Origin of the sequence: Flavobacterium sp. Root186, assembly GCF_001428525.1 — a bacterium.
Lineage (GTDB): Bacteria > Bacteroidota > Bacteroidia > Flavobacteriales > Flavobacteriaceae > Flavobacterium.
This window is the reverse complement of record NZ_LMHW01000014.1, coordinates 103,472-124,125: the sequence shown is the minus strand read 5'-3', so window position 1 is coordinate 124,125 and position 20,654 is coordinate 103,472. Positions and strand designations below refer to the sequence as shown.

At 33.8% G+C, this 20,654-nt stretch carries 18 protein-coding genes; 9 read left to right on the top strand and 9 right to left on the bottom strand.

The window, feature by feature from the left end; translation table 11 throughout:
- The first annotated feature begins 78 nt into the window (after positions 1-78).
- Positions 79-426, top strand: a complete 348-nt coding sequence (locus ASD98_RS17430; protein WP_056206805.1) for a toxin-antitoxin system YwqK family antitoxin — start codon at positions 79-81, stop codon at positions 424-426.
- Between the two features lie 55 nt (positions 427-481).
- Here the strand turns inward: ASD98_RS17430 and ASD98_RS17425 are convergent, their stop codons facing one another.
- The 6 genes from ASD98_RS17425 to ASD98_RS17400 form a co-directional block, all read right to left on the bottom strand.
- Complete coding sequence (locus ASD98_RS17425; RefSeq protein WP_056206803.1) at positions 482-1,591, bottom strand: PepSY domain-containing protein; 1,110 nt, start codon at positions 1,589-1,591, stop codon at positions 482-484.
- A gap of 65 nt (positions 1,592-1,656) precedes the next feature.
- Positions 1,657-3,207, bottom strand: coding sequence for a PepSY domain-containing protein (locus tag ASD98_RS17420; protein ID WP_056206799.1), 1,551 nt, complete (start codon positions 3,205-3,207; stop codon positions 1,657-1,659).
- A gap of 5 nt (positions 3,208-3,212) precedes the next feature.
- Complete coding sequence (locus ASD98_RS17415) at positions 3,213-3,512, bottom strand: hypothetical protein (protein ID WP_056206796.1); 300 nt, start codon at positions 3,510-3,512, stop codon at positions 3,213-3,215.
- Positions 3,513-3,525: 13 nt separating this feature from the next.
- Positions 3,526-3,858 carry a hypothetical protein gene (locus ASD98_RS17410; RefSeq protein ID WP_056206793.1) on the bottom strand — a complete coding sequence of 111 codons (333 nt, stop codon included), beginning with the start codon at positions 3,856-3,858 and terminating at the stop codon, positions 3,526-3,528.
- 221 nt (positions 3,859-4,079) lie between these two features.
- The gene (gene odhB, locus ASD98_RS17405; RefSeq protein ID WP_056206789.1) at positions 4,080-5,318 is read right to left on the bottom strand and encodes a 2-oxoglutarate dehydrogenase complex dihydrolipoyllysine-residue succinyltransferase; all 1,239 of its coding nucleotides are present in this window, start codon (positions 5,316-5,318) and stop codon (positions 4,080-4,082) included.
- A 78-nt stretch (positions 5,319-5,396) separates the two neighbouring features.
- Positions 5,397-8,171: a 2-oxoglutarate dehydrogenase E1 component gene (locus ASD98_RS17400; protein ID WP_056206785.1), complete on the bottom strand. Its 2,775-nt coding sequence runs from the start codon at positions 8,169-8,171 to the stop codon at positions 5,397-5,399.
- Between the two features lie 116 nt (positions 8,172-8,287).
- Between ASD98_RS17400 and ASD98_RS17395 the strand changes: the two genes are divergently transcribed.
- Positions 8,288-8,839 (top strand): hypothetical protein, encoded by a 552-nt coding sequence (locus ASD98_RS17395; RefSeq protein WP_056206782.1) that lies wholly within the window; start codon positions 8,288-8,290, stop codon positions 8,837-8,839.
- Between the two features lie 61 nt (positions 8,840-8,900).
- Positions 8,901-9,317 (top strand): ribonuclease E inhibitor RraB, encoded by a 417-nt coding sequence (locus ASD98_RS17390; RefSeq protein WP_056206778.1) that lies wholly within the window; start codon positions 8,901-8,903, stop codon positions 9,315-9,317.
- Positions 9,318-9,333: 16 nt separating this feature from the next.
- Here ASD98_RS17390 and ASD98_RS17385 read toward each other — a convergent pair whose 3' ends face one another.
- Together ASD98_RS17385 and ASD98_RS17380 are read right to left on the bottom strand one after the other, a co-directional pair.
- Positions 9,334-9,687, bottom strand: coding sequence for a hypothetical protein (locus ASD98_RS17385; RefSeq protein ID WP_056206774.1), 354 nt, complete (start codon positions 9,685-9,687; stop codon positions 9,334-9,336).
- A 41-nt stretch (positions 9,688-9,728) separates the two neighbouring features.
- Positions 9,729-10,754 (bottom strand): LacI family DNA-binding transcriptional regulator, encoded by a 1,026-nt coding sequence (locus ASD98_RS17380; protein WP_056206771.1) that lies wholly within the window; start codon positions 10,752-10,754, stop codon positions 9,729-9,731.
- A gap of 166 nt (positions 10,755-10,920) precedes the next feature.
- Here ASD98_RS17380 and ASD98_RS17375 point away from each other — a divergent pair, with 166 nt between their 5' ends.
- The 3 genes from ASD98_RS17375 to ASD98_RS17365 all read left to right on the top strand — a co-directional run bounded on the left by ASD98_RS17375 (position 10,921) and on the right by ASD98_RS17365 (position 16,734).
- The gene (locus tag ASD98_RS17375; protein ID WP_056206768.1) at positions 10,921-13,560 is read left to right on the top strand and encodes a TonB-dependent receptor; all 2,640 of its coding nucleotides are present in this window, start codon (positions 10,921-10,923) and stop codon (positions 13,558-13,560) included.
- 98 nt (positions 13,561-13,658) lie between these two features.
- On the top strand, positions 13,659-14,879 hold the full coding sequence (locus ASD98_RS17370; protein WP_056206765.1) for a sugar MFS transporter: 1,221 nt from the start codon (positions 13,659-13,661) through the stop codon (positions 14,877-14,879).
- Positions 14,869-16,734, top strand: coding sequence for an alpha,alpha-trehalase (locus tag ASD98_RS17365; protein WP_056206762.1), 1,866 nt, complete (start codon positions 14,869-14,871; stop codon positions 16,732-16,734). The genes ASD98_RS17370 and ASD98_RS17365 overlap by 11 nt, the downstream gene beginning before the upstream one ends.
- Before the next feature lie 82 nt (positions 16,735-16,816).
- Here ASD98_RS17365 and ASD98_RS17360 read toward each other — a convergent pair whose 3' ends face one another.
- Positions 16,817-17,791, bottom strand: coding sequence for a polyprenyl synthetase family protein (locus tag ASD98_RS17360; RefSeq protein WP_056206757.1), 975 nt, complete (start codon positions 17,789-17,791; stop codon positions 16,817-16,819).
- A gap of 267 nt (positions 17,792-18,058) precedes the next feature.
- Between ASD98_RS17360 and ASD98_RS17355 the strand changes: the two genes are divergently transcribed.
- The 3 genes from ASD98_RS17355 (at position 18,059) to ASD98_RS17345 (ending at position 20,654) form a co-directional block, all read left to right on the top strand.
- Complete coding sequence (locus ASD98_RS17355; RefSeq protein WP_056206754.1) at positions 18,059-18,580, top strand: YceI family protein; 522 nt, start codon at positions 18,059-18,061, stop codon at positions 18,578-18,580.
- A 108-nt stretch (positions 18,581-18,688) separates the two neighbouring features.
- Positions 18,689-19,288 (top strand): TetR/AcrR family transcriptional regulator, encoded by a 600-nt coding sequence (locus ASD98_RS17350; protein WP_056206751.1) that lies wholly within the window; start codon positions 18,689-18,691, stop codon positions 19,286-19,288.
- Between the two features lie 31 nt (positions 19,289-19,319).
- Entirely contained in the window at positions 19,320-20,654 is a 1,335-nt protein-coding gene (locus tag ASD98_RS17345) for a TolC family protein (RefSeq protein WP_056206748.1), read from the top strand.

The window sequence follows — 20,654 nt, the reverse complement described above, 5'->3', positions numbered from 1 at the left end:
ATTGTTAAGTAAAAGTTTTTTTAATGTAAACATTTGATTATATTTGGTAATGATTTCTTAACATTAATACCTAAAGATATGAAAAAGAGTATAATTTTAGCTGCAGTTTTGTTCTCTGGAATATTAGCAGCACAAGAAGTAAATCCAGAATTAGAAGCTGTTGGTAACACAGTAAAAGCTACTTATTATTATGACAATGGTAAAGTACAGCAAGAAGGCTTCTTTAAAGACGGTAAATTAGATGGTGTTTGGGTATCTTATGACGAAAAAGGAAATAAAAAAGCAGTTGGAGAATACACAGACGGAGTTAAAACTGGCAAATGGATTTATTTTAATGAAAACACATTAAGCGAAGTTGCTTATGTTGACAACAAAGTGAGTTCAGTTAAAAGCTTGCAGAAAAATGCTTTAGCAAACAGAAACTAATTAAGTTTCGACGATTTATAAAAAAACCATCTCGTTTTTTAACGAGACGGTTTTTTTATGCCTGTTTTTTAGATTTTTTTCTTCTTCCAAACCAAATTATAAAACCGGTTACAGGTAAAGCCGACGCTATTAAGCTTACTGTAAAAGCAATAATTTTTCCGGGTAAATCCAAAATTTGTCCGGTGTGAATTCCGTAATTCATTTCCACAACCTGCAGACCTAAACTTTTTGAATGATACGGGTCACTTTGAATTAATTTTCCGTCTTGCGGATGAAAATAATAATTGCTTTGATGATCGTATCTTAAGGTATGAGGATATGCTCCTGTGCTGATGATGTCACCTTTTTGCTGTGGATATAAAACAAAAAGCATTTCGGCTTTTGGCTGTAATTTCAGGGTTTCAATAAAAGCGCGATCGACGGCTGTTATCGAGTTTGAATCGAATTTTGTTGTGTCGATTATTGGTGCTTTTGTTTCTACGGCTTTATCCCCGCCAAAATTGAAAGCTTTATAAATTCCGTCGCCAACCCACTCGTATGTAAAAGTTAAACCAGTTATGGCAAGAATAAATACAATGAGAAAAATGTAAAAACCAGAAGTATTGTGCCAGTCATAATTTACACGACGCCATCTTGCCGACCATTTTACAGTAAAACTTCTTTTGATGTCACTTTTTCGTTTTGGCCACCATTGTATAATTCCGGAAATTAATAAAAGAATAAAAATAATGGTTGAGCCGCCAATAATATGTTTTCCGATATAATCCGGCAGAAGCAAGTACAAATGAATGTATTCTACAATAATGAAAAAATCGGTTTCGGGATTTTCGGTTTTTAAATATTCTCCTGTATAAGGATTAAAGTAGAGATATAAATTTTCGGTATCAGAATAAGTAAAAACAATAGCCGAACGGTTTTTTCCATAATACGAAACCATTGATTGTTTATTCTTTGGAAGAATTTCCTTTGCTTTTTCCTGCAAAACAGAAGGCATTAAAAAAGGTTTGTTTTGAGGTTCAACCAAACGCCACTCTTTTCGTGTAATGTCTTTTATTTCATCATGAAAACAGAAAATGCAGCCCGTAATACAGACTATAAAAACAATAAGCCCGGAAATTAATCCGAGCCATTTATGTAGAAAACGTATTTGCGTTTTAAATCCCATTTTTTTGATTAAAAGCGTAAAAGTATACGCAAAATCAATAGAGGGCAAATTATTTATGCTAATTTTTAAGCGACTGCTTTTTTAGGCTTTAAGTGATACGCTGTATAAAGTGTTATGGAAGCCAAAGCGATCCAGAAAACATCAATAAAGAAGATCTGAATTTTGTGCTCCATAAACGAAGTCCAAAACCAATCTCCAGAAACAATTCCGTTTGTAATTGGGATTAAAAAACCTAAAATACTTCCTGAAATTAAACAGAATTTATTCGTAAAATCATCGTTCTTTTTGATGATAAAGAATATTGTCAATAACAGCCATCCGCCAAAATACAAACTGAATAAGTTGGACTGGTTTAATGGATAAAATATTTTTGAACCGATAAAAGCCAAAGCTGTAATTGGGTACATGCTTAAACAAATCGCCAGATAAATACGTACAACCGCAGCGTTGAAGCGTCTTTTCTTTTCAGGTAAATTATTCTTTTGTCTTGCTACTAACCAAATCATTACTCCAGAAATGATGACAAAACAAGTTATTATTCCCAAAATGAAACTTACGATTTTTAGTGCATATCCTCCATAATCGCCAAAGTGAATTCGGTACAAAACATTTTTTACAACATCAATATAACTATTTTGAGTAACAGGATTTTTGCGGGCAACTTCTTTTCCGTCAGCAATACGATACACTACTTTTCCAATTCCGGTAAACTTTTTATCACTCAATAATTCACCTTCAACCAAAACGTGCATATTGGCGTCGCCATAATTTTGAATAAAAACTCGTGTAATTTCAAAATCAGACCAATTGCTTTTTGCTTTAGAAACAAGCTCATTAATGTTAAAAGGTGAGGCTAATTTTTTATTGTCAAATTTATAATCAGGATCGTTATATTCTAATTCTTTATATAATTTGTTTTCATCGCCTTTATACAAAGCCATTACGGCAGGTGCAACGATTAAAAGTTTAATCATGAAAAATGCTCCGGTTACAGCATAAACAAATTGAAACGGAAGTCCAATCATTCCTAATGCTGTATGCGCATCTGTCCATAATGTTTTTAATTTTTCCTTTGGGCGGAAAACATAAAAGTTAGAAACAATTTTTTTCCAATGCAATAGAAGTCCGGTTACAATAGCAAATAAGAAGAATAAAGCTGTAAATCCTGAAAGATAATATCCAATCGGATACGGAATCTGCGCCAGGAAATGCAAACGATATAAAAACTCACCTAAAGAATAAGATTCTTCGTAAGTATAGGATTTGAATTTTTTGTTGTCCAGATAAAAGAAAGATCCTTCTTTTTGTTTGGCAGGAGCCAAAGTATCTTTGGTGCCTTCCATATAAACCGCAACCCTGTTTTCTGTAGACGGTTTAGATATAGTAATATTTCTTCCGTGTAAAACGTATTCTTTGTCAAGATTTTCTAAAGCTTTGTTGTAATCTAATTGAATTTCTCGTGTAATGGCGGTAGATTCACTTCTTTCCCAATTGATGATTTCATCTCTAAAAAAAGAAAAAGATCCTGCAAAAAAGATCACAAAAAGTACAACGCTTATAACAATTCCGCTAACGGTATGTGTATGAAAATAGATATTATAATGACGGTTATTCATAAGGATTATGCAACAGGATTATAAGTTTGACCAAGATAAATAATAAGAGAAAAAATTAAAGAAAGGAGAATGTAAATTCCCCAAATTTTCCACCCGCTTTTTGCTAAGAAAGCTAAAACCATCAAAGCAACCCAAAGTATAAATCCGCTAAAAGCCATTGTCATCAAAACATCTGCACGATTAAACCAGGAAGCTAAAGCTAAATGAAAAGTAACAGAAACAAAGTAACCACCTAAAATGGCTGCGGTAATTTTGGCAAAACGAGGCCAAAATGCAGGAGTTAAATATTTTGAATTTGCTGGCATTGGTCAAAAAAGTTTAATTGTAATAAAGTTCTAATAAAGCAACAAGAATCAGGATTGTAAAAAGTGCTTTACTATTTACTTTTTTTAATGGTCTAAGAATGATAATTAAACTCCCAATGGTCATTAGCTGAATAAAAAACATTAAAGTTCCGCTTCCTAAAGACTGCGTAAAAAGCCAGATTGCATAAGCAGTTAGAAGAAGTGCTAAACCTGTGATTTTAGTTTGTTTTGGATTTTTCTGCATCCATTTTTCAAAACCCAGATCATACGATAATGCGGCTCTTTTTGAAGTGTAGTAAAGGGTATAAAAAGCTAAAAAAACGATAAGACTTGCTATTGTTATCATGATTTTACAGATTGAATTAAATTATCTTCTATTTTTAAGATGATGATTTTAAAATTGTTTTTGATTCTGCAAATCTAAGTCATGAATGCCAACAATCCAAGCTATTTTTATTTATTCTAAATTAAATTTTAAAAATTAAATGATTTAATTCGGTACTATAAATAAAAAAACCTGCTCAAATGAATGAACAGGTTCTGTATATAATTGAAAAATTATTCTGATTACAATTCTAAAGCACGTTTAGCATCGCCATTCATTAATAATTCTAATGGGTTTTCTAAAGCTTCTTTTACAGCAACTAAGAAACCAACAGACTCACGTCCGTCGATAATTCTGTGGTCATAAGAAAGAGCAACGTACATCATTGGGTGAATTTCAACTTTTCCGTTTACAGCAATTGGACGCTCAATAATATTGTGCATTCCTAAAATTCCTGATTGAGGAGGGTTGATGATTGGAGTTGATAACATAGAACCAAAAACTCCACCGTTAGTGATTGTAAAAGTTCCACCAGTCATATCGTCAACTGTAATTTGACCATCACGAGCTCTTAAAGCTAATCTTTTGATTTCAGCTTCGATGCCGCGGAAAGTTAAAAGTTCAGCATTACGAACAACAGGAACCATTAAACCTTTTGGTCCAGAAACTGCGATTGAGATATCAGCAAAATCGTAAGCGATTTTGTAATCACCATCCATCATTGAGTTAACATCTGGATATAATTCTAAAGCTCTTGTAACTGCTTTTGTAAAGAATGACATGAAACCTAAACCTAAACCACCATGCTTCGCTTTAAAAGCATCTTTGTATTCATTACGAATTTGGTTGATTGGCGTCATGTTTACTTCGTTGAAAGTAGTAAGCATAGCTGTTTCGTTTTTAGCTGAAACTAGTCTTTCTGCTACTTTACGACGTAACATAGATAATTTTGTACGCTCAGTTCCACGGCTTCCACCAGTTGGAGTTCCCATTGAAGGTACTGCATTTACAGCATCATCTTTAGTAATTCTGCCACCTTTACCAGTTCCTGAAACTGTTGCTGGAGCTATATTTTTTTCGTCTAATATTTTTCTTGCTGCCGGAGATGGAGTTCCTGCTGCATAACTTGCTGCTGCCGGAGCTGCTTTTGGAGCCTCAGTTTTTACTTCTGCCTTTGGAGCTTCAGCTTTCGGAGCCTCTGCTTTTGGAGCTTCGGCTGCTGGTGCATCACCTGCAGGTTTTGCTGCATCAGTATCAATTAAACAAACTACAGCGCCTACTGCTACTGTATCACCTTCTTCAGCTTTTAGTGTAATAACACCGCTCATTTCAGCAGGTAATTCAAGCGTAGCTTTATCTGAATCAACTTCAGCAATAGCCTGATCTTTTTCTACATAATCTCCGTCTTTTACTAACCAAGTTGCAATTTCAACTTCTTTTATTGATTCCCCTGGTGATGGGACTTTCATTTCTAAAATCATCTTTGTTTTTGTTTAAGGTTTTTATGGTTTCAGGTCTCTTGTTATTAAACTTGAAACCTGAAACTTGAAACATTTTTTTTATCTGAATAAATTTTTATCGAATACCATTCTAATTGCATCTGCGTGACGACGTTTTGCACGTGTGTAACTTCCAGATGCCGGAGCAGCGTATGCTTTTAATGAAGCCAATCTCCATTTTACAAGATCAAAGTTCATTAACATAAAGCTGTAAGCTCCCATGTTTTTAGGTTCTTCCTGAGCCCAAACATAATCATCAGCATTTGGATATTGTGCGATAATAGCTTTTAACTGCTCAACAGGTAAAGGGAATAATTGCTCGATACGAACAACAGCAACATCATTTCTTCCGTTATTTTCTCTTTCTGCAACGATGTCATAGTAGAATTTACCAGTAACAAAAACTAACGTTTTTACTTTCTTTTTATCTACTGCATTATCATCAATTGTTTCCTGGAAACTTCCGTTTGCTAACTCTTCAACTGTAGATACGCATCTTGGATCACGCAATAAACTTTTTGGAGAGAAAACCACTAAAGGTTTACGGAAATTTGTTTTCATTTGTCTTCTTAACAAGTGGAAGAAGTTTGCCGGAGTTGTACAATCAGCAACATACATGTTTTGTCTTGCACAAAGTTGTAAATAACGCTCCATTCTTGCAGAAGAGTGTTCTGCACCTTGTCCTTCATATCCATGAGGTAATAATAAAACGATACCATTTTGGTTATTCCATTTATCTTCACCACATGAAATATATTGGTCAATCATAATTTGAGCTCCATTTGAGAAATCTCCAAATTGTGCTTCCCAAATCGTTAGTGCATTTGGATTAGCCAATGCATATCCGTAATCAAAACCAAGAACACCGTATTCAGATAAAAGTGAATTGAATACGCCGAATTTTCCTTTTTTGTTTTCGATTCCGTCTAATAGAATTACTTCTTCTTCAGAATCTTCTACTTTAACTACCGCATGACGGTGAGAGAAAGTTCCACGCTCAACATCCTGACCAGAAATACGAACATCAAATCCTTCCGTTAAAAGTGAACCGTAAGCTAGTGCTTCTGCAGTTCCCCAGTCAAGAGTGTTATTGTCGTATCCGGTTTTTCTGTCCGTAACAATTTTAGATATCTTACTGATGAATTTTTTGTCTGCTGGTAAAGTTGAGATTGTATTGATGATAGAATCCAATCCTTTTTTGTCAAAAGTAGTATCTACTTTTTGAAGCATTTGTGTATCAGTTACCTGAACAAATCCGTCCCATTCGTTTTTCATGAATGGAGTTATAATCGTCAAATCTTTTTTACGGGAAGCTTCTAAATTTTCTTCTAAAGCAGATTTGTATTCTTTTTCTAAAGCATTTACATAAGATGCATCAATTACGCCATCAGACAATAATTTTTCTGCATAAATATCTCTTGGATTTTTATGTTTTGCGATGATTTTATATAAAACCGGCTGTGTGAAACGAGGTTCGTCACCTTCGTTATGACCGTATTTTCTGTATCCTAATAAATCAATAAATACATCACGTCCAAACTGCATTCTGTAATCTAATGCAAAAGATACAGCGTGTACAACTGCTTCAGCATCATCAGCATTAACGTGTAAAACTGGAGATAAAGTTACTTTAGCAACGTCTGTACAATAAGTAGATGAACGAGCGTCTAAATAGTTAGTTGTAAACCCAACCTGGTTATTAATTACAATATGGATTGTTCCTCCAGTTTTGTAACCGTCAAGCTGTGCCATCTGAATGATTTCATACAAGATACCCTGTCCTGCAATTGCAGCATCTCCGTGAACGGCGATAGGTAATACTTTAGAGAAATCGTCAGCATAATATTTATCTTGTTTTGCTCTTGTAATACCTTCAATTACAGCTCCAACAGTTTCTAAGTGAGAAGGGTTTGGTGCTAAATTGATGTTGATACTTTTTCCTGATCTTGTTTTTTTGTCAGCCGTAAGACCTAAGTGATATTTTACGTCACCATCAAAATATTCCTGATCGTAATCTTTACCGTCAAACTCACCAAAAATATCCTGAGTTGATTTTCCGAAGATGTTTGCTAAAACGTTCAAACGACCACGGTGAGCCATTCCCATTACGAATTGTTCAACACCTTTTTCTGCAGCCTGCTCGATTAAAGCATCCAAAGCCGGGATAATAGATTCTCCACCTTCTAGTGAAAAACGTTTTTGTCCAACATATTTAGTGTGAAGGAAGTTCTCGAAAGAAACAGCTTCATTTAATTTATTTAAGATTGTTTTCTTTTCTTCTGTAGAGAAATTAGGCTGGTTTACATTAACAGCCAGTTTTTCCTGAATCCATTTTACAACGCCAGGATTCCTGATGTACATATATTCAATACCAATATGCTGGCAGTAAATAGCTTTAAGACGATTTACGATAGTTTCTAATGAAGAAGGCGGAATTCCGATTGTCTGTGCAGCATCAAAAACAGTTGAAAGGTCGGCTGCTGATAATCCGAAATTCTCAATATCTAAAGTAGGAGAAGAAGTTCTACGGTCACGAACTGGGTTTGTTTTTGTAAACAAATGTCCGCGCGTACGATATCCATCAATTAATTTTAAAACATTAAATTCTTTTTGCAGTTTGTCTGAAACCTGACTGTAATCTGTATTTGGGCTAGTCACATACTCAACAATCGTCTGCACTGGATTTTCGTCATTATAAGTCGTTTGTCCAAAGTCAAAACCTTGAAAGAAACTTCTCCAGCTAGGCTCAACGCTGTCTGGGTTAACTAAATATTGATCGTATAATTGTGCAAAAAACTCGGTATGCGCTGCATTTAAAAATGAAAACCTATCCATAATATTAGTGAATATACTTTTTGTTAAATAGAATGGCAAAAGTACAACAATCGACTTTATTTAAACCTTTTTTTTACGTACTTTTACGTAAAAATTTGTTAAAATAAACGTTAACTATGAAGAAAAAACATTTTTCAATCGATTGCAGATCTTTTTTTGTGATTTTGACAGTCTTATTCTCAGGTTACGCAAATGCGCAGCAAACGTATGTTATTGATAACAAAAACCATTTCTGGGATAAAGTGCAGTTTGGAGGCGGACTCGGTTTAGGAATTGGTTCCGGATATACGGATATCTCAGTAATGCCAAGCGCGATTTACAATGTTAACGAAATTGTTTCCTTTGGTGTTGGTTTACAATTTGGTTACTTATCTTCAAAAAACTATTATGAATCGTATGTTTATGGCGGAAGTTTAATTACGCTTGTAAACCCAATTCCGGAAGTTCAATTATCTGCCGAATTAGAGCAAGTAAGAGTAGATACAAGATATGAAGCCAACATCAACAGACCCGCTTTTTCTGATAGTTATTGGAATACCGCTTTATATCTTGGAGCTGGTTACAGAACCGGAAATGTGACAATTGGCGCTCGTTACGATGTTTTGTATGATCCAGATAAAAGTCTTTATGGTTCTGGATTTATGCCTTTTGTTAGGGTATATTTTTAGAAGTTTCTAAGGTTCTTAGATGCTGAGATTCTAAGATTTTTAATTAGGGAAAATAGATTATATGAAAAAATACTTGACTATACTTTTAGGGGTTTTATTTGGAATTTCCTCATGTCAAAAAAAAGAAGTAAATAATTTTGAAGATAGAAAGCAAGCAGAAAAAGAAGCAAATAAAAAAGTAATAAAAGCTTTAATTGATGGAGGGGATAAACTTATTGTACCAAGAGAGGTTTTTCATTGGATTTATTTTAAAAATGAGAATGACAAAAACAATTATCTTAAAGAAGTTATTAAAAAAGGCTTTGTTCTTGTAAGCTCGAATACAATTAAAGATAAATTTCCATACCAATTACAAATTAAAAGAATTGATAAAGTAGATGAAAATAGTGTAAATGAATATGCAATCTATTTATGGGAAAAGGCAATTGAATATAATGGAGATTATGATGGTTGGGAAACAAGTATTGAAAAATCTTAGAATCTCAGCATCTTTTTCACTTGTAATGGTTTCTAAACCATACCTTCTGCCATTCTCTTTTTAAAATCAAAAAAGAAACTTGTTCAGCTAAAATCACCAAATCAGAACCATCGAGTTTTTTGATTTCGATTTCAGAAACATCAATAATATAAAGCAGGTTCAGATATTCAGCAAACTTGTACTGAATCATTCGGTAGATTTTTTCGTGAAGCTGGATTTTTAGTTCTTCGGGAGAAATACTAAGCGGAAAATCAATTCCTTCATTGGCCAGATTAAAATCTTTATTGATTTGCTCAATCAAACTTAAATATAAATTTTCTCTTTCGGCATCAGCCAATAAAAAATCGGTATTTTCAGGAATTGGAAACATTGATGCTCTTTAAGAATTGAGGCAAAGTTAAAACTAAAAAATCATTTAACCGTTGATTCTCTTTCAATGATTCTCGTTGGAAGTTCTATAATTTGATGCGTAACAGGTTTGTGTTCTTTTATGTCGGCAATTTCATCAATTAAAATAGAAACCGCTGTGTGTCCCATTTCAAATCCGGGCTGATCAATTGTCGTTAATTTAGGTGAAATAACTGTACTCATAAACCAATTACTAAAACCAAAAACCGCAACCTGATCCGGCGTTTTTATTCCTGCTTCATTAAAATATTTAATAATCCCGATAGCGACTAAATCCGTAATGGCAAAAATAGCATCAATATCAGGATGTTCATTCATGATTTTTTGAGCATTCTCGTAACCGTCTTCAAAATCAGTATTATTGTCGCAAACGTAAACTAACTTCGAATCGTATTCAATTCCGTGGGCTTCAAGCGCGCGTTTATAACCTAAAAAACGATCAATAGAATTTTGCGGGACATACGAACCTCTAAAATGTGCAATTCTTTTATAGCCTTTATTAATAAGATACGTAACGGCGTCATAAGCAGCTTTTGCATCATTAATAACCACTTTAGAACAATCAACCCTTTTGGCAATTTTATCAAACAAAACAACCGGCGTATTTTTTCGGATGGCTTCATTAATATGAGAGAAATCATCCGTTTCGTTCGAAAGCGACATTAAAACGCCGTCAACCCGCTTTTGAATCAATAAAGCAAGCTGTTTTTTCTCCATTTCATATTTTTCGTTTGATTGCAGAATGATGACCAAATACCCTCTTTTTTCAGCTTCTTCTAAAATGCCATTTAATACGCTCGAAAAAAAGTGATGAACCGTTGCAGGGATAATGACACCAATGGTTTTGGTTTCGTTAGTTCTTAAATTAACCGCTACAGAATTAGGCATGTAGTTCATCGTTTCGGCCATTTCAATAACTTTGGCGCGCGTCGATTTGCTAATGTCTGTATATCCTTTTAAGGCCTTTGAAACCGTTGTAACCGATATTCCTAAGGCTGAGGCTATATCTATTAATTTTGTATCATTCATGAAATAAATGTACTAAAAAATAAACTTCATTGATAAAAAATATGTTTCCGAAAACGTTTTAGGTGATTTCGAAAACGTTTTCGGTTTAGAATTGCTAAATTGTGTTTAATTAGTGTTTTAAGTTTACAGTATAAATGAAAAATTTACTAACTAAACCAAAAAAATCATGAAACAGAAACATTCTTATTTAGGTATATTATTTTTGATAATGTGCCTAATTACTGTTCCAAATAATTTATTTGCCCAGGCAAAAAACACGGTGTCTGGAAAAGTATTAGATGAAACCGGACAATCAATTCCGGGAGCAAATGTGTCTTTAAAAGACACAGGAAAAAATACCATAACAGATGAAAACGGACGTTATGTTTTTACTGATGTTATTGCCGGAAATTATGTTGTAGAAGCAACAAATGTGGGTTACAAAACATACAGTAAGGAAATTTCGGTAAAAGAAGGAGAATCTGTAGTGGCAGATTTACTTTTAGAAACCGAATCACAAAGTTTGAAAGAAGTTGTAGTAACAGGTTCATCTTCTCCGAGATCAAAATTAGAATCGAGTGTTGCCATTACTACAATGGGAGCTAAAGCAATCGAAGACAGAGCGCCATCAAGTACGGCGGCTTTATTGCAGACAATTCCGGGATTTGTGGTTGAAGCATCTGGAGGAGAAATTGGAAACAACCTTTTTGCAAGAGGAATTCCTTCTGCGGGAGCTTATGAATATGTGCAGATTCAGGAAGACGGATTGCCTGTTTTTGAAGATGGTGCATTACAATTTGCCAACGCCGATACATTTTACAGACTTGACGAAACCGTAAGCAAAATGGAAGCTGTTCGTGGAGGTTCTGCCTCAATTTTTGCCAACAATGCTCCGGGTGGAATCATCAACTTTATTTCGAAAACAGGTCAAAATGATTTTCAGGGAAGAGCAAAATTCACGACTTCAGATTACGGAATGTTCAGAACAGATCTTAATTTATCGGGTGCTTTAATTCAGGATAAATTGTTTTTTAATGTCGGTGGATTTTACAGAGCTGATAATGGTGTTAGAAATACTGGTTTTACAGCTAATAAAGGAGGACAAATCAAAGGAAATATTACTTATAAATTTGACGACAACGATTATTTAAGAGTTAACTTCAAACATCTTGACGACAGAAACACATTCTATTTACCAATTCCTTTAAAAAGTAACAACGGAAAAATTGAAGGTATCGACGGATTTAATCCAAATTACGGAACATTGACTTCAGTTAATTTCAGTCATTTAAATGTTCCTCAATATGGAGGCGGAACTTTCAGCGCAGATTTAGAAGATGGTTCTCACCCTGTAATCAACTCAATTGGAGCTGAATTCAAAAAGAAAATATCAGATAAAGTTACTTTCAAAAATGCTTTCAAACAAACGAGCATCGATTTAAATTACAATGCTATTTTCCCAAATGGAGGCCCTTGGACACAAGATGCTTATGCAACGGGAGTTCAAAACACAACAGCCGGAAATCTTGATTATACGTATGTAGATAATGGCGCAGCACTTGATCCTAATGCTTTAATAATGAGAGCAGATCTTTGGCACATCCAGAAAAAGATGAACAACTTTGCGAATAATTTCTCTTTTTCTTTTGATTTAGATCCAGTGAAATTAACAGCGGGTTACTACTATTCTAACTGGAAATCAAACCAATATTGGAACTGGAATTCGTATTTAGTAAGTGTTTCAGACAATCCAAGATTATTAAACGTAACGGATAATACAACTGGAGTTGAGCATACCTGGAATGGTGTAGAAAGAATTACTTGGTTAGAAAGAGATGCACAAACTAAAGGACTTTTGAATGATGTTTATGCTGATGCAGAAATTAAAGCGACAGATAATTTGACTTTTAACGCAGGTTTAAGATACAATAAAGACAAATATTCTGGATATAGAGACAACGCAAGATTTTTTGCGGAAGATTTAGGAATTTTAGACAACAATACAGCTGATGATGCGGTAACAACTGTAAAAGGAAATCCGTATACATACTGGAGATATGATGTAAGCGAATGGTCGTATACAGCAGCTGGAAATTATAAATTTAATGACAATATGGCTTCGTATGTTCGTTACAGCCACGGATTTAGATCTCCAATTGAAGAGTCGTTTTATGATAATGCAGCAGATTTAAGCAAACTTGAAAATACAGAAGTAAATCAGTTTGAATTGGGTTATAAATATTCAAATTCTTTCTTCTCTGTCAATGCGAATTTGTTTCACATGAATTTAAAAAATGTTGCTTTCACCGATATTTTATCTGATGGATCTTCAGAAAATAAATTTGCCGATGTAAACAACATTGGTCTTGAAGTAGAAACTAATGCGAGATATGAATTCGTAAAACTGAACTTTACCTTCACCGTTCAAAAACCGGAATACGATAATTTTACTGGAACAAATGCAGATGGTTCGACTTTTGATTTCAACGGAAATACGGCACGAAGAATCCCTAAATTTTTCTGCAACCTAAGACCAGAAGTTGATATCACAAAAGATTTTACAGCTTACGTTCAGTTTTCTTATTACGATAAAAAATTCACGAATCAGGATAACAGACAAGTTTTGCCGGCTTATAAAGAAGTTGGGGCGGGTTTAAATTACACGTATAATAATCTTCGTTTTGCAGTCGATGCTTCGAATTTATTCAACGAAATTGGTTTAACCGAAGGAGATCCAAGACAAACAACATCTGCAGCAAGCGATGTGTTTATGGCTAGACCAATTTTAGGACGTGCGTTTAGATTTTCTGTAGCGGTTAATTTCTAAATCAATAAATTCTAAATATACGTATATAGTTACTGTAGAGGCGCACAGCAGTGCGTCTCCGCACAGTAACCACAAAGCATAGACAAAACAAATAGAAAATGAAAAACATAGGAATTAAAATCTCACTTTACCTCAATTATTTTGTCTTCGCTATTTTATTAAACAGCGTAGGAATCGTGATTTTAAAATCGCAAAAAAATTACGGAGTTGACGAAGTTCAGGCGAGTATTTTAGAGGCTTTTAAAGACATGCCAATTGCTATTGTATCCTTTTTTATAGCTTCTTTTTTACCAAGAATTGGCTATAGAAAAGCGATGTTAATAGGATTGGGTTTAGTGACTTTGGCCTGTATTTCTATGTATTTTGGAAACTCGTTTGATAACGCTAAAATCCTTTTTGCAACCGTTGGCGTTTCATTTGCCCTGATAAAAGTTTCCGTTTACTCGTTAATAGGAACCGTAACCGAAACCAAGAAAGAACACAACGCTTTAATGAGCAGTATCGAAGGGTTTTTTATGGTGGGAATTGCTTTGGCATATTTTTTATTTCCGGCTTTTAATAACGAAAACGATCCAAATTCATGGTTAAATGTATATTGGTTATTAGCAGGATTATCTTTTTTATCCTTTCTGTTTTTACTCTTTATAAAATTCGAAGAAGCCGAAGTCGCAGCAGGAGCAAACCTCAAAGATGATTTTTTGCAGATGTTCAAATTAATGGCAAAACTGCTGACTGTTATTTTTGTTATCAGCGTCTTTTTATTTGTAATGATCGAACAGGGAATACTTTCGTGGTTACCCACATTCAATACAAAAGTGCTTCATTTACCGGAAAATATAAGTATTATGATGGCCAGCATTTTGGCTATTTCATTAGCAATTGGAAGACTTATTGCAGGAATCGTAACTAAAAAAGTAAACTGGATTTGGGTTTTAAGTGTCTGTATTATCTCAGCCATGTTAATTGTCGTTTTTGTACTTCCAAAAACAGTTGGATTAGAAGTAAAAAACATCAATACACTTTCAGATATTCCATTAATTGGATTTGCTTTTCCATTAATCGGATTGTTTATTGCACCTATTTATCCGTTATTAAATTCAATTGTATTAAGTGCTTTACCAAAGAATTTACAAAGTTCCATGACTGGATTGATCGTAATTTTTTCTGCTCTTGGCGGCACTTTAGGGTCCAGAATAACAGGCTGGCTTTTTAAAAATGAAGGACCGGAAAAAGCTTTTTATTTTACGTTAATCCCAATGACTTTATTACTGATCTCATTTTTTATTCTTAAAAAAATAACTGCAAAAGATGAAATTTAAATTACATATAACCCAAACCATCGAAAAATTATTGGCTCAGGAAGATACTGACGGCGATAAAAAAATAACGATTGATGATAACGGTCCAAAGAAATTTTTACTGTACGACCAAGATGGAAATCCGGCAGTTATTAAAGGAACTTATCAGCTTTCGAATTTATTGCAGGAATTGGCTTTAGCTAAAAAAAACAATACTGAATTTGCAATAATCGATTTAAATGAAATCACCGAAGATCCTGTAAAACGTATTTCAAGAAAAATAAAAGACTTATACTGGAATGGTCTTACCCGAACAATTGATGCAACAGGCGTAAAGAAAATTCTGGAAGACGATAAAATCGAAAATGAGTTTGCCTATTTATATGTGCCTTTTGGCGACGAAATTGTTTTTGATTATTTCAAGAAATTAGAAACCACAATTCCAAAGTTGAAAGTGGTGCAACTGCCAAAAAACATTACACCGGAATATGTTTTATCGCTGAATCAAAAACCGGGAATTCTGGCCTTGGCACTTCAAATAAAAAACAATGAAATTTCGGGCGTTCCGTTTGTGGTTCCTGGCGGAAGATTCAATGAAATGTACGGCTGGGATAGTTATTTTATAGCCAAAGGGCTCTTGATCGATGACAAAATTGAACTTGCTTTGGGCATTGCCGAGAACTTTAAATATCAAATTGATCACTACGGAAAAATTCTAAACGCCAATCGGAGTTATTATTTAACCCGCACACAGCCTCCGTTATATACATCGCTGATTATAGATGTTTTAGAAAACTCAAGTCCAGATATTTTTTGGATAGAAAGACATTTAAAAACCGCTATAAAAGAATATCTAACGGTTTGGATGGAAGAAGGAAAAAGGCTTACGGCAAATGGTTTAAATCGCTATAAAGCAGAAGGAATCGGGCTTCCGTTTGAGGTTGAAGAAGGGCATTTTGATGATATTCTGGAACAATATGCACCAAAATATAATTTATCGACACGTGAATTCGAAAAGAAATATCTCGAAAGAGAAATTGTTGATCCTGAACTCGATAAATATTTTACACACGATCGAAGCATGCGAGAAAGCGGCCACGACACCACACATCGATTGGTTGGAGTCTGCGCTAATTTAAATACGGTTGCAATTAACAGCTTACTCTATAAATACGAAACTGACATTGCTTTTTTGATTAAGAAATACTTTAAAAATGAATTTCAATATTTTGAAGATAAATCTTTTTCAAGTGATTATTGGCTTTTAAAAGCTTCTTCCAGAAAAGAAAAAATAAACAAATTGTTATGGAATTCTGAAAATGGAATTTATTTTGATTATGATTTTGTAAACGAAAAACAGCATGTTTTTGATGCAGCAACAACTTTTTATCCGCTTTGGGCAAAAATAAGCACCCAAGAACAAGCCGATATTTTGGTTAAAAAAACACTTCCAAAGTTTAAAATGAAAGGCGGAATTGCCGGGAGTACCAAAGAATCAATTGCAGGATTTGATGATAATTCGCCAACAAGACAATGGGATTATCCCTTTGGCTGGGCACCGCATCAAATGCTTTTGTGGGAAGGCCTGCTGAATTATAATTTTAATGAAGAAGCACAGGAAATGGTTTATCGCTGGCTTTGGCTTATTACCAGAAATGCAGTTGATTACAACGGAACAATTCCGGAGAAATTTGATTTATCAATAAGTTCACATAAAATTTTCGCCGAATACGGAAACGTAGGAACCGAATTTAATTATATAACAGAAGAAGGTTTTGGTTGGATGAACGCTTCTTTTCAATACGGTTTAACAATTTTAGAAGATGATTTGAAAGAAAAATTATCAGATTTAGTTGATCCTGATGAACTTTTCTAATTAAACAGCCTTCGACTTCGCTCAGGATGACACTCAGTTCTATAATAACGTTTGTCAGGCTGAGCGAAGTCGAAGCCCTTTTCTATACTTTTCTTCCCATTAAATTTTCACCGAAAGTTCTCAGAATATCTTTCTTTTCAGCGTTAATGTCCATTTTTTCTAAAGTTTCAAAAGCCTTAAAAGTATACATTTCAATCGCTTCCTGAGTTGCTTTTGAAGCTCCTGATTCGTTAAAAATAGCTTTTGCGGTTTCTATTTTTTCTGAATTATCATCTAATTGTAAGCTGAATAATTTCTGTAATTCTGAAGCTTTTTCAGGAGAAGAAAACTCTAAAGCTTTTATATATAAATAGGTTTTTTTGTTTTCGATAATATCGCCGCCAACCTGTTTTCCAAAAGTTTCCGGATCTCCAAAAGCATCTAAAAAATCATCTTGTAATTGAAAAGCCAAACCTAAATTCAATCCAAAATCATAAATTGCATCAGCTTCTTTTTCTGAAGTTTTGGCCACAATTGCACCCATTTTCATGGCAGCAGCAACAAGAACAGCAGTTTTATATTCAATCATTTTTAAATATTCTGGAATGGTTACGTTATTTCTTTTTTCAAAATCAACATCCCATTGCTGTCCTTCGCAAACTTCAAGAGCCGTTTTGCTAAAAAGCTTTGCTAAATCTCTAAAAACTGCCGGTTCGTATTGTTCAAAATATTGATACGCCAAGATCAGCATTGCGTCGCCAGAAAGAATTCCCGTGTTTAAATTCCATTTTTCATGAACCGTAACTTGTCCTCTTCGCAAAGGCGCATCATCCATAATATCATCATGAACAAGCGAAAAATTATGAAAAACTTCAACCGCCATTGCCGCCGGAAGTGCCACTTTATAATCAGTATTAAAAACTTCTGCGGCCATTAAAGTAAGTACAGGACGCATGCGTTTTCCGCCAAGTTGTAAAATGTATTCAATAGGTTCGTAAAGATTTGTAGGTTCTTTATGTATGTCTTGTTTATTTAAATATTCAATAAAAAAATCCTGGTACTGACTAATATCGTGCATAAAATGAAATTCTGATTATTGTGGCTCAAAGATACAATTCAAATATGAATTTAGTTTCTTAAAATTTAAATGAAAGTTTCCATTTAAAAAGGAGCTTAAAGTGCCGTATTTTCAAGGAATTAAAAAATATTTAAAAAAAACGTGGAAACTTTTTTGGTGTTTAGAGTTTCCTGTATATATTTGCACCGTGAAATGGAAACTCAAAACACTGTAAAAGTTTCCATAAGCAATTTGGGTGATTTATAAACTCAATAAAACCAGATACTTATGAAAACAACATGGACCTTAGATTCAACACAATCAGATGTTTTAATTAAAATGAGACATTCGATAATCGCTTATTTAGGAGGAACAACAAATAAATTTGGCGGTTATGTGAATATTGATGACAATGAAATTGAAGATGCGTCGGTTGAATTCTCATTAGATATTAATAACAAAAACGAAAGTTTTCAGCAAATAGATACTTATCTGCAGCTTCAGGACTTTTTTGATGTAGATGAGCATCCTATTATCAGCTTTAAATCGACTTCTTTTCAAAAAGTAAACAACAATATAAATTTCTTCAAAGGGGATTTAACTATAAAAGATGTTACAAGGGTTGTAGAACTTGATGCAGAATTTATTGGAGTTAATACCTATAACGGAGAAAGAAAAGTAGCTTTTGAAATTAAAGGAGATATTAAACGTCAGGATTTTGGTTTAGATTACAACTCATACAATCATAACGGCGGTTTAGCTCTTGGAAAAGATATTAAACTAATTGCCAATCTGGAATTTAGTATATAAATCTTACATGATGAATAATTTAATGTAAAATTATTACAAATATCATGGAAACTATTTTTTAGATTTTAGTTTCCTACTTATATTTGTGATACAATTGGAAAAATCAAAATGAAAGAGAAAATAATATCAAAAGCAAGCGAACTATTTTTAAAGCTTGGTTTTAAGAGTGTTACAATGGATGATATTGCGGGTGAAATGTGTATTTCAAAAAAAACGATCTACAAGTATTTCTGCAATAAAGAAGTTTTAATCGAAGAAAGTACTTCGACAGTTCACAGACAAGTTCACGAAATAATTGATGGTATTGTGGCTAAGAACTTCAACTCGATTCATGAGAATTTTGAAATTAGAGAAATGTTTCGTGATATGTTTAAAAACAATACTGACACATCTCCAATTTATCAGTTAAAAAAACATTATCCTGAAATCTATCAAAATATATTGTCATACGAAATCGATCAATGTACACAATATTTTAAAGAAAATATCGAAAAAGGAATCAGAGACGGATTATACCGCCCGGATTTAAATATAGATATCTACGTGAGATTTTATTACACTTTAATTTTTCACATCAATGAAAATACTGTTTCTGAAAGAGAAGCACAAGAAATAGAATTAGAAGCATTAGAATATCATACCAGAGCAATGGCAACCGCAAAAGGTATAGCTGAATTAGAAAAACAGCTTAAAAAAATTAGAGTTTAATCATCAATCTATAAATAATATTTAACTTCATATGAAACGAATAGTTCTTATATTTTTGTGCACAATTGGTCTGTCGGCCAACGCGCAAGTAACAACTTTAACCTTAAAAGACGCAGTTAACTATGCGCTTCAAAATAAAGCCGATGCTAAAAAAGCAAAACTGGAGGTTGAAAACAGTGAATACAAAATTCAGGAAGTGCGTTCAAGAGCATTGCCACAAATTTCTGCAAACGGAAACTTAACATACAATCCGGTTATTCAAACAACAGTAATTGACGGAGCAGGATTTGGCCAGCCGGGAACTACAATTCAGGCAGCATTTGGTCAAAAATGGACCTCAAATGCAGGACTTTCTTTAACTCAGGCAATCTTTGATCAATCTGTTTTTACAGGTTTAAGAGCTGCAAAATCGACTCGTGAATTTTATCAAATAAACGATCAACTGACAGAAGAACAGGTTATTGAAAGAGTTGCAAATAACTACTATTCTGTATATGTTCAAAAAGAGAGATTGGTTTTACTAGACAGCAATTTCGTAAACACAACAAAAGTTCGTGATATCGTAAAAGGACAATTTGATAACGGTTTAGCCAAAAAAATTGACTTAGATCGTATTATCGTAAAAATGTCAAATATCGATACTGAACGTCAGCAAATTAAAAATCAAATTACTTTACAGGAAAATGCATTGAAGTTTTATATGGGAATGCCTATTGAAACTCAAATTGATATGCCAAAAGAAGAATTTGAAGTGGTTCCTGCAGCATTAACAGAACTTCCAAATGTTGAAAACAGAACAGAATATCTGCTTTTGAAAAAACAAGAAGAGCTTTTAGTATACAATAAGAAAGCTGTCGAAGCGGGCTATTACCCTACACTTTCATTAACAGCAGGATACAATTACATTGGTCAGGGTCCTGAACTGCCTTGGTTTGCAAAACCAAAAGACGGCGTTTACTGGTCAGATTACTCTTCAATTGGATTAAACTTACATGTACCAATCTTTACAGGTTTTGGAACTCGTGCAAAAGTAAGACAAGCTGATGTTCAAATCAGATCACTTCAGGAAGATATTAAAGACACTAAACTTTCACTTGATTTAGATTACAGAAATGCAATTGCGCAAATCGAAAACAATCTTGTAACGATCGAGAATCAAAAAGAAAACATGCGTTTGGCAACTGAAATTTTAAGCAATACAAAAAACAATTACCTTCAGGGTTTGGCATCTTTAACCGATTTGTTAGATGCTGAAAACGCATCACTTGAAGCACAAAATAATTACACAAGAGCAGTTTTAAATTATAAAATTGCCGAAATATCTCTAATCAAATCAAAAGGCGAACTAAAATCTCTTATTAAATAA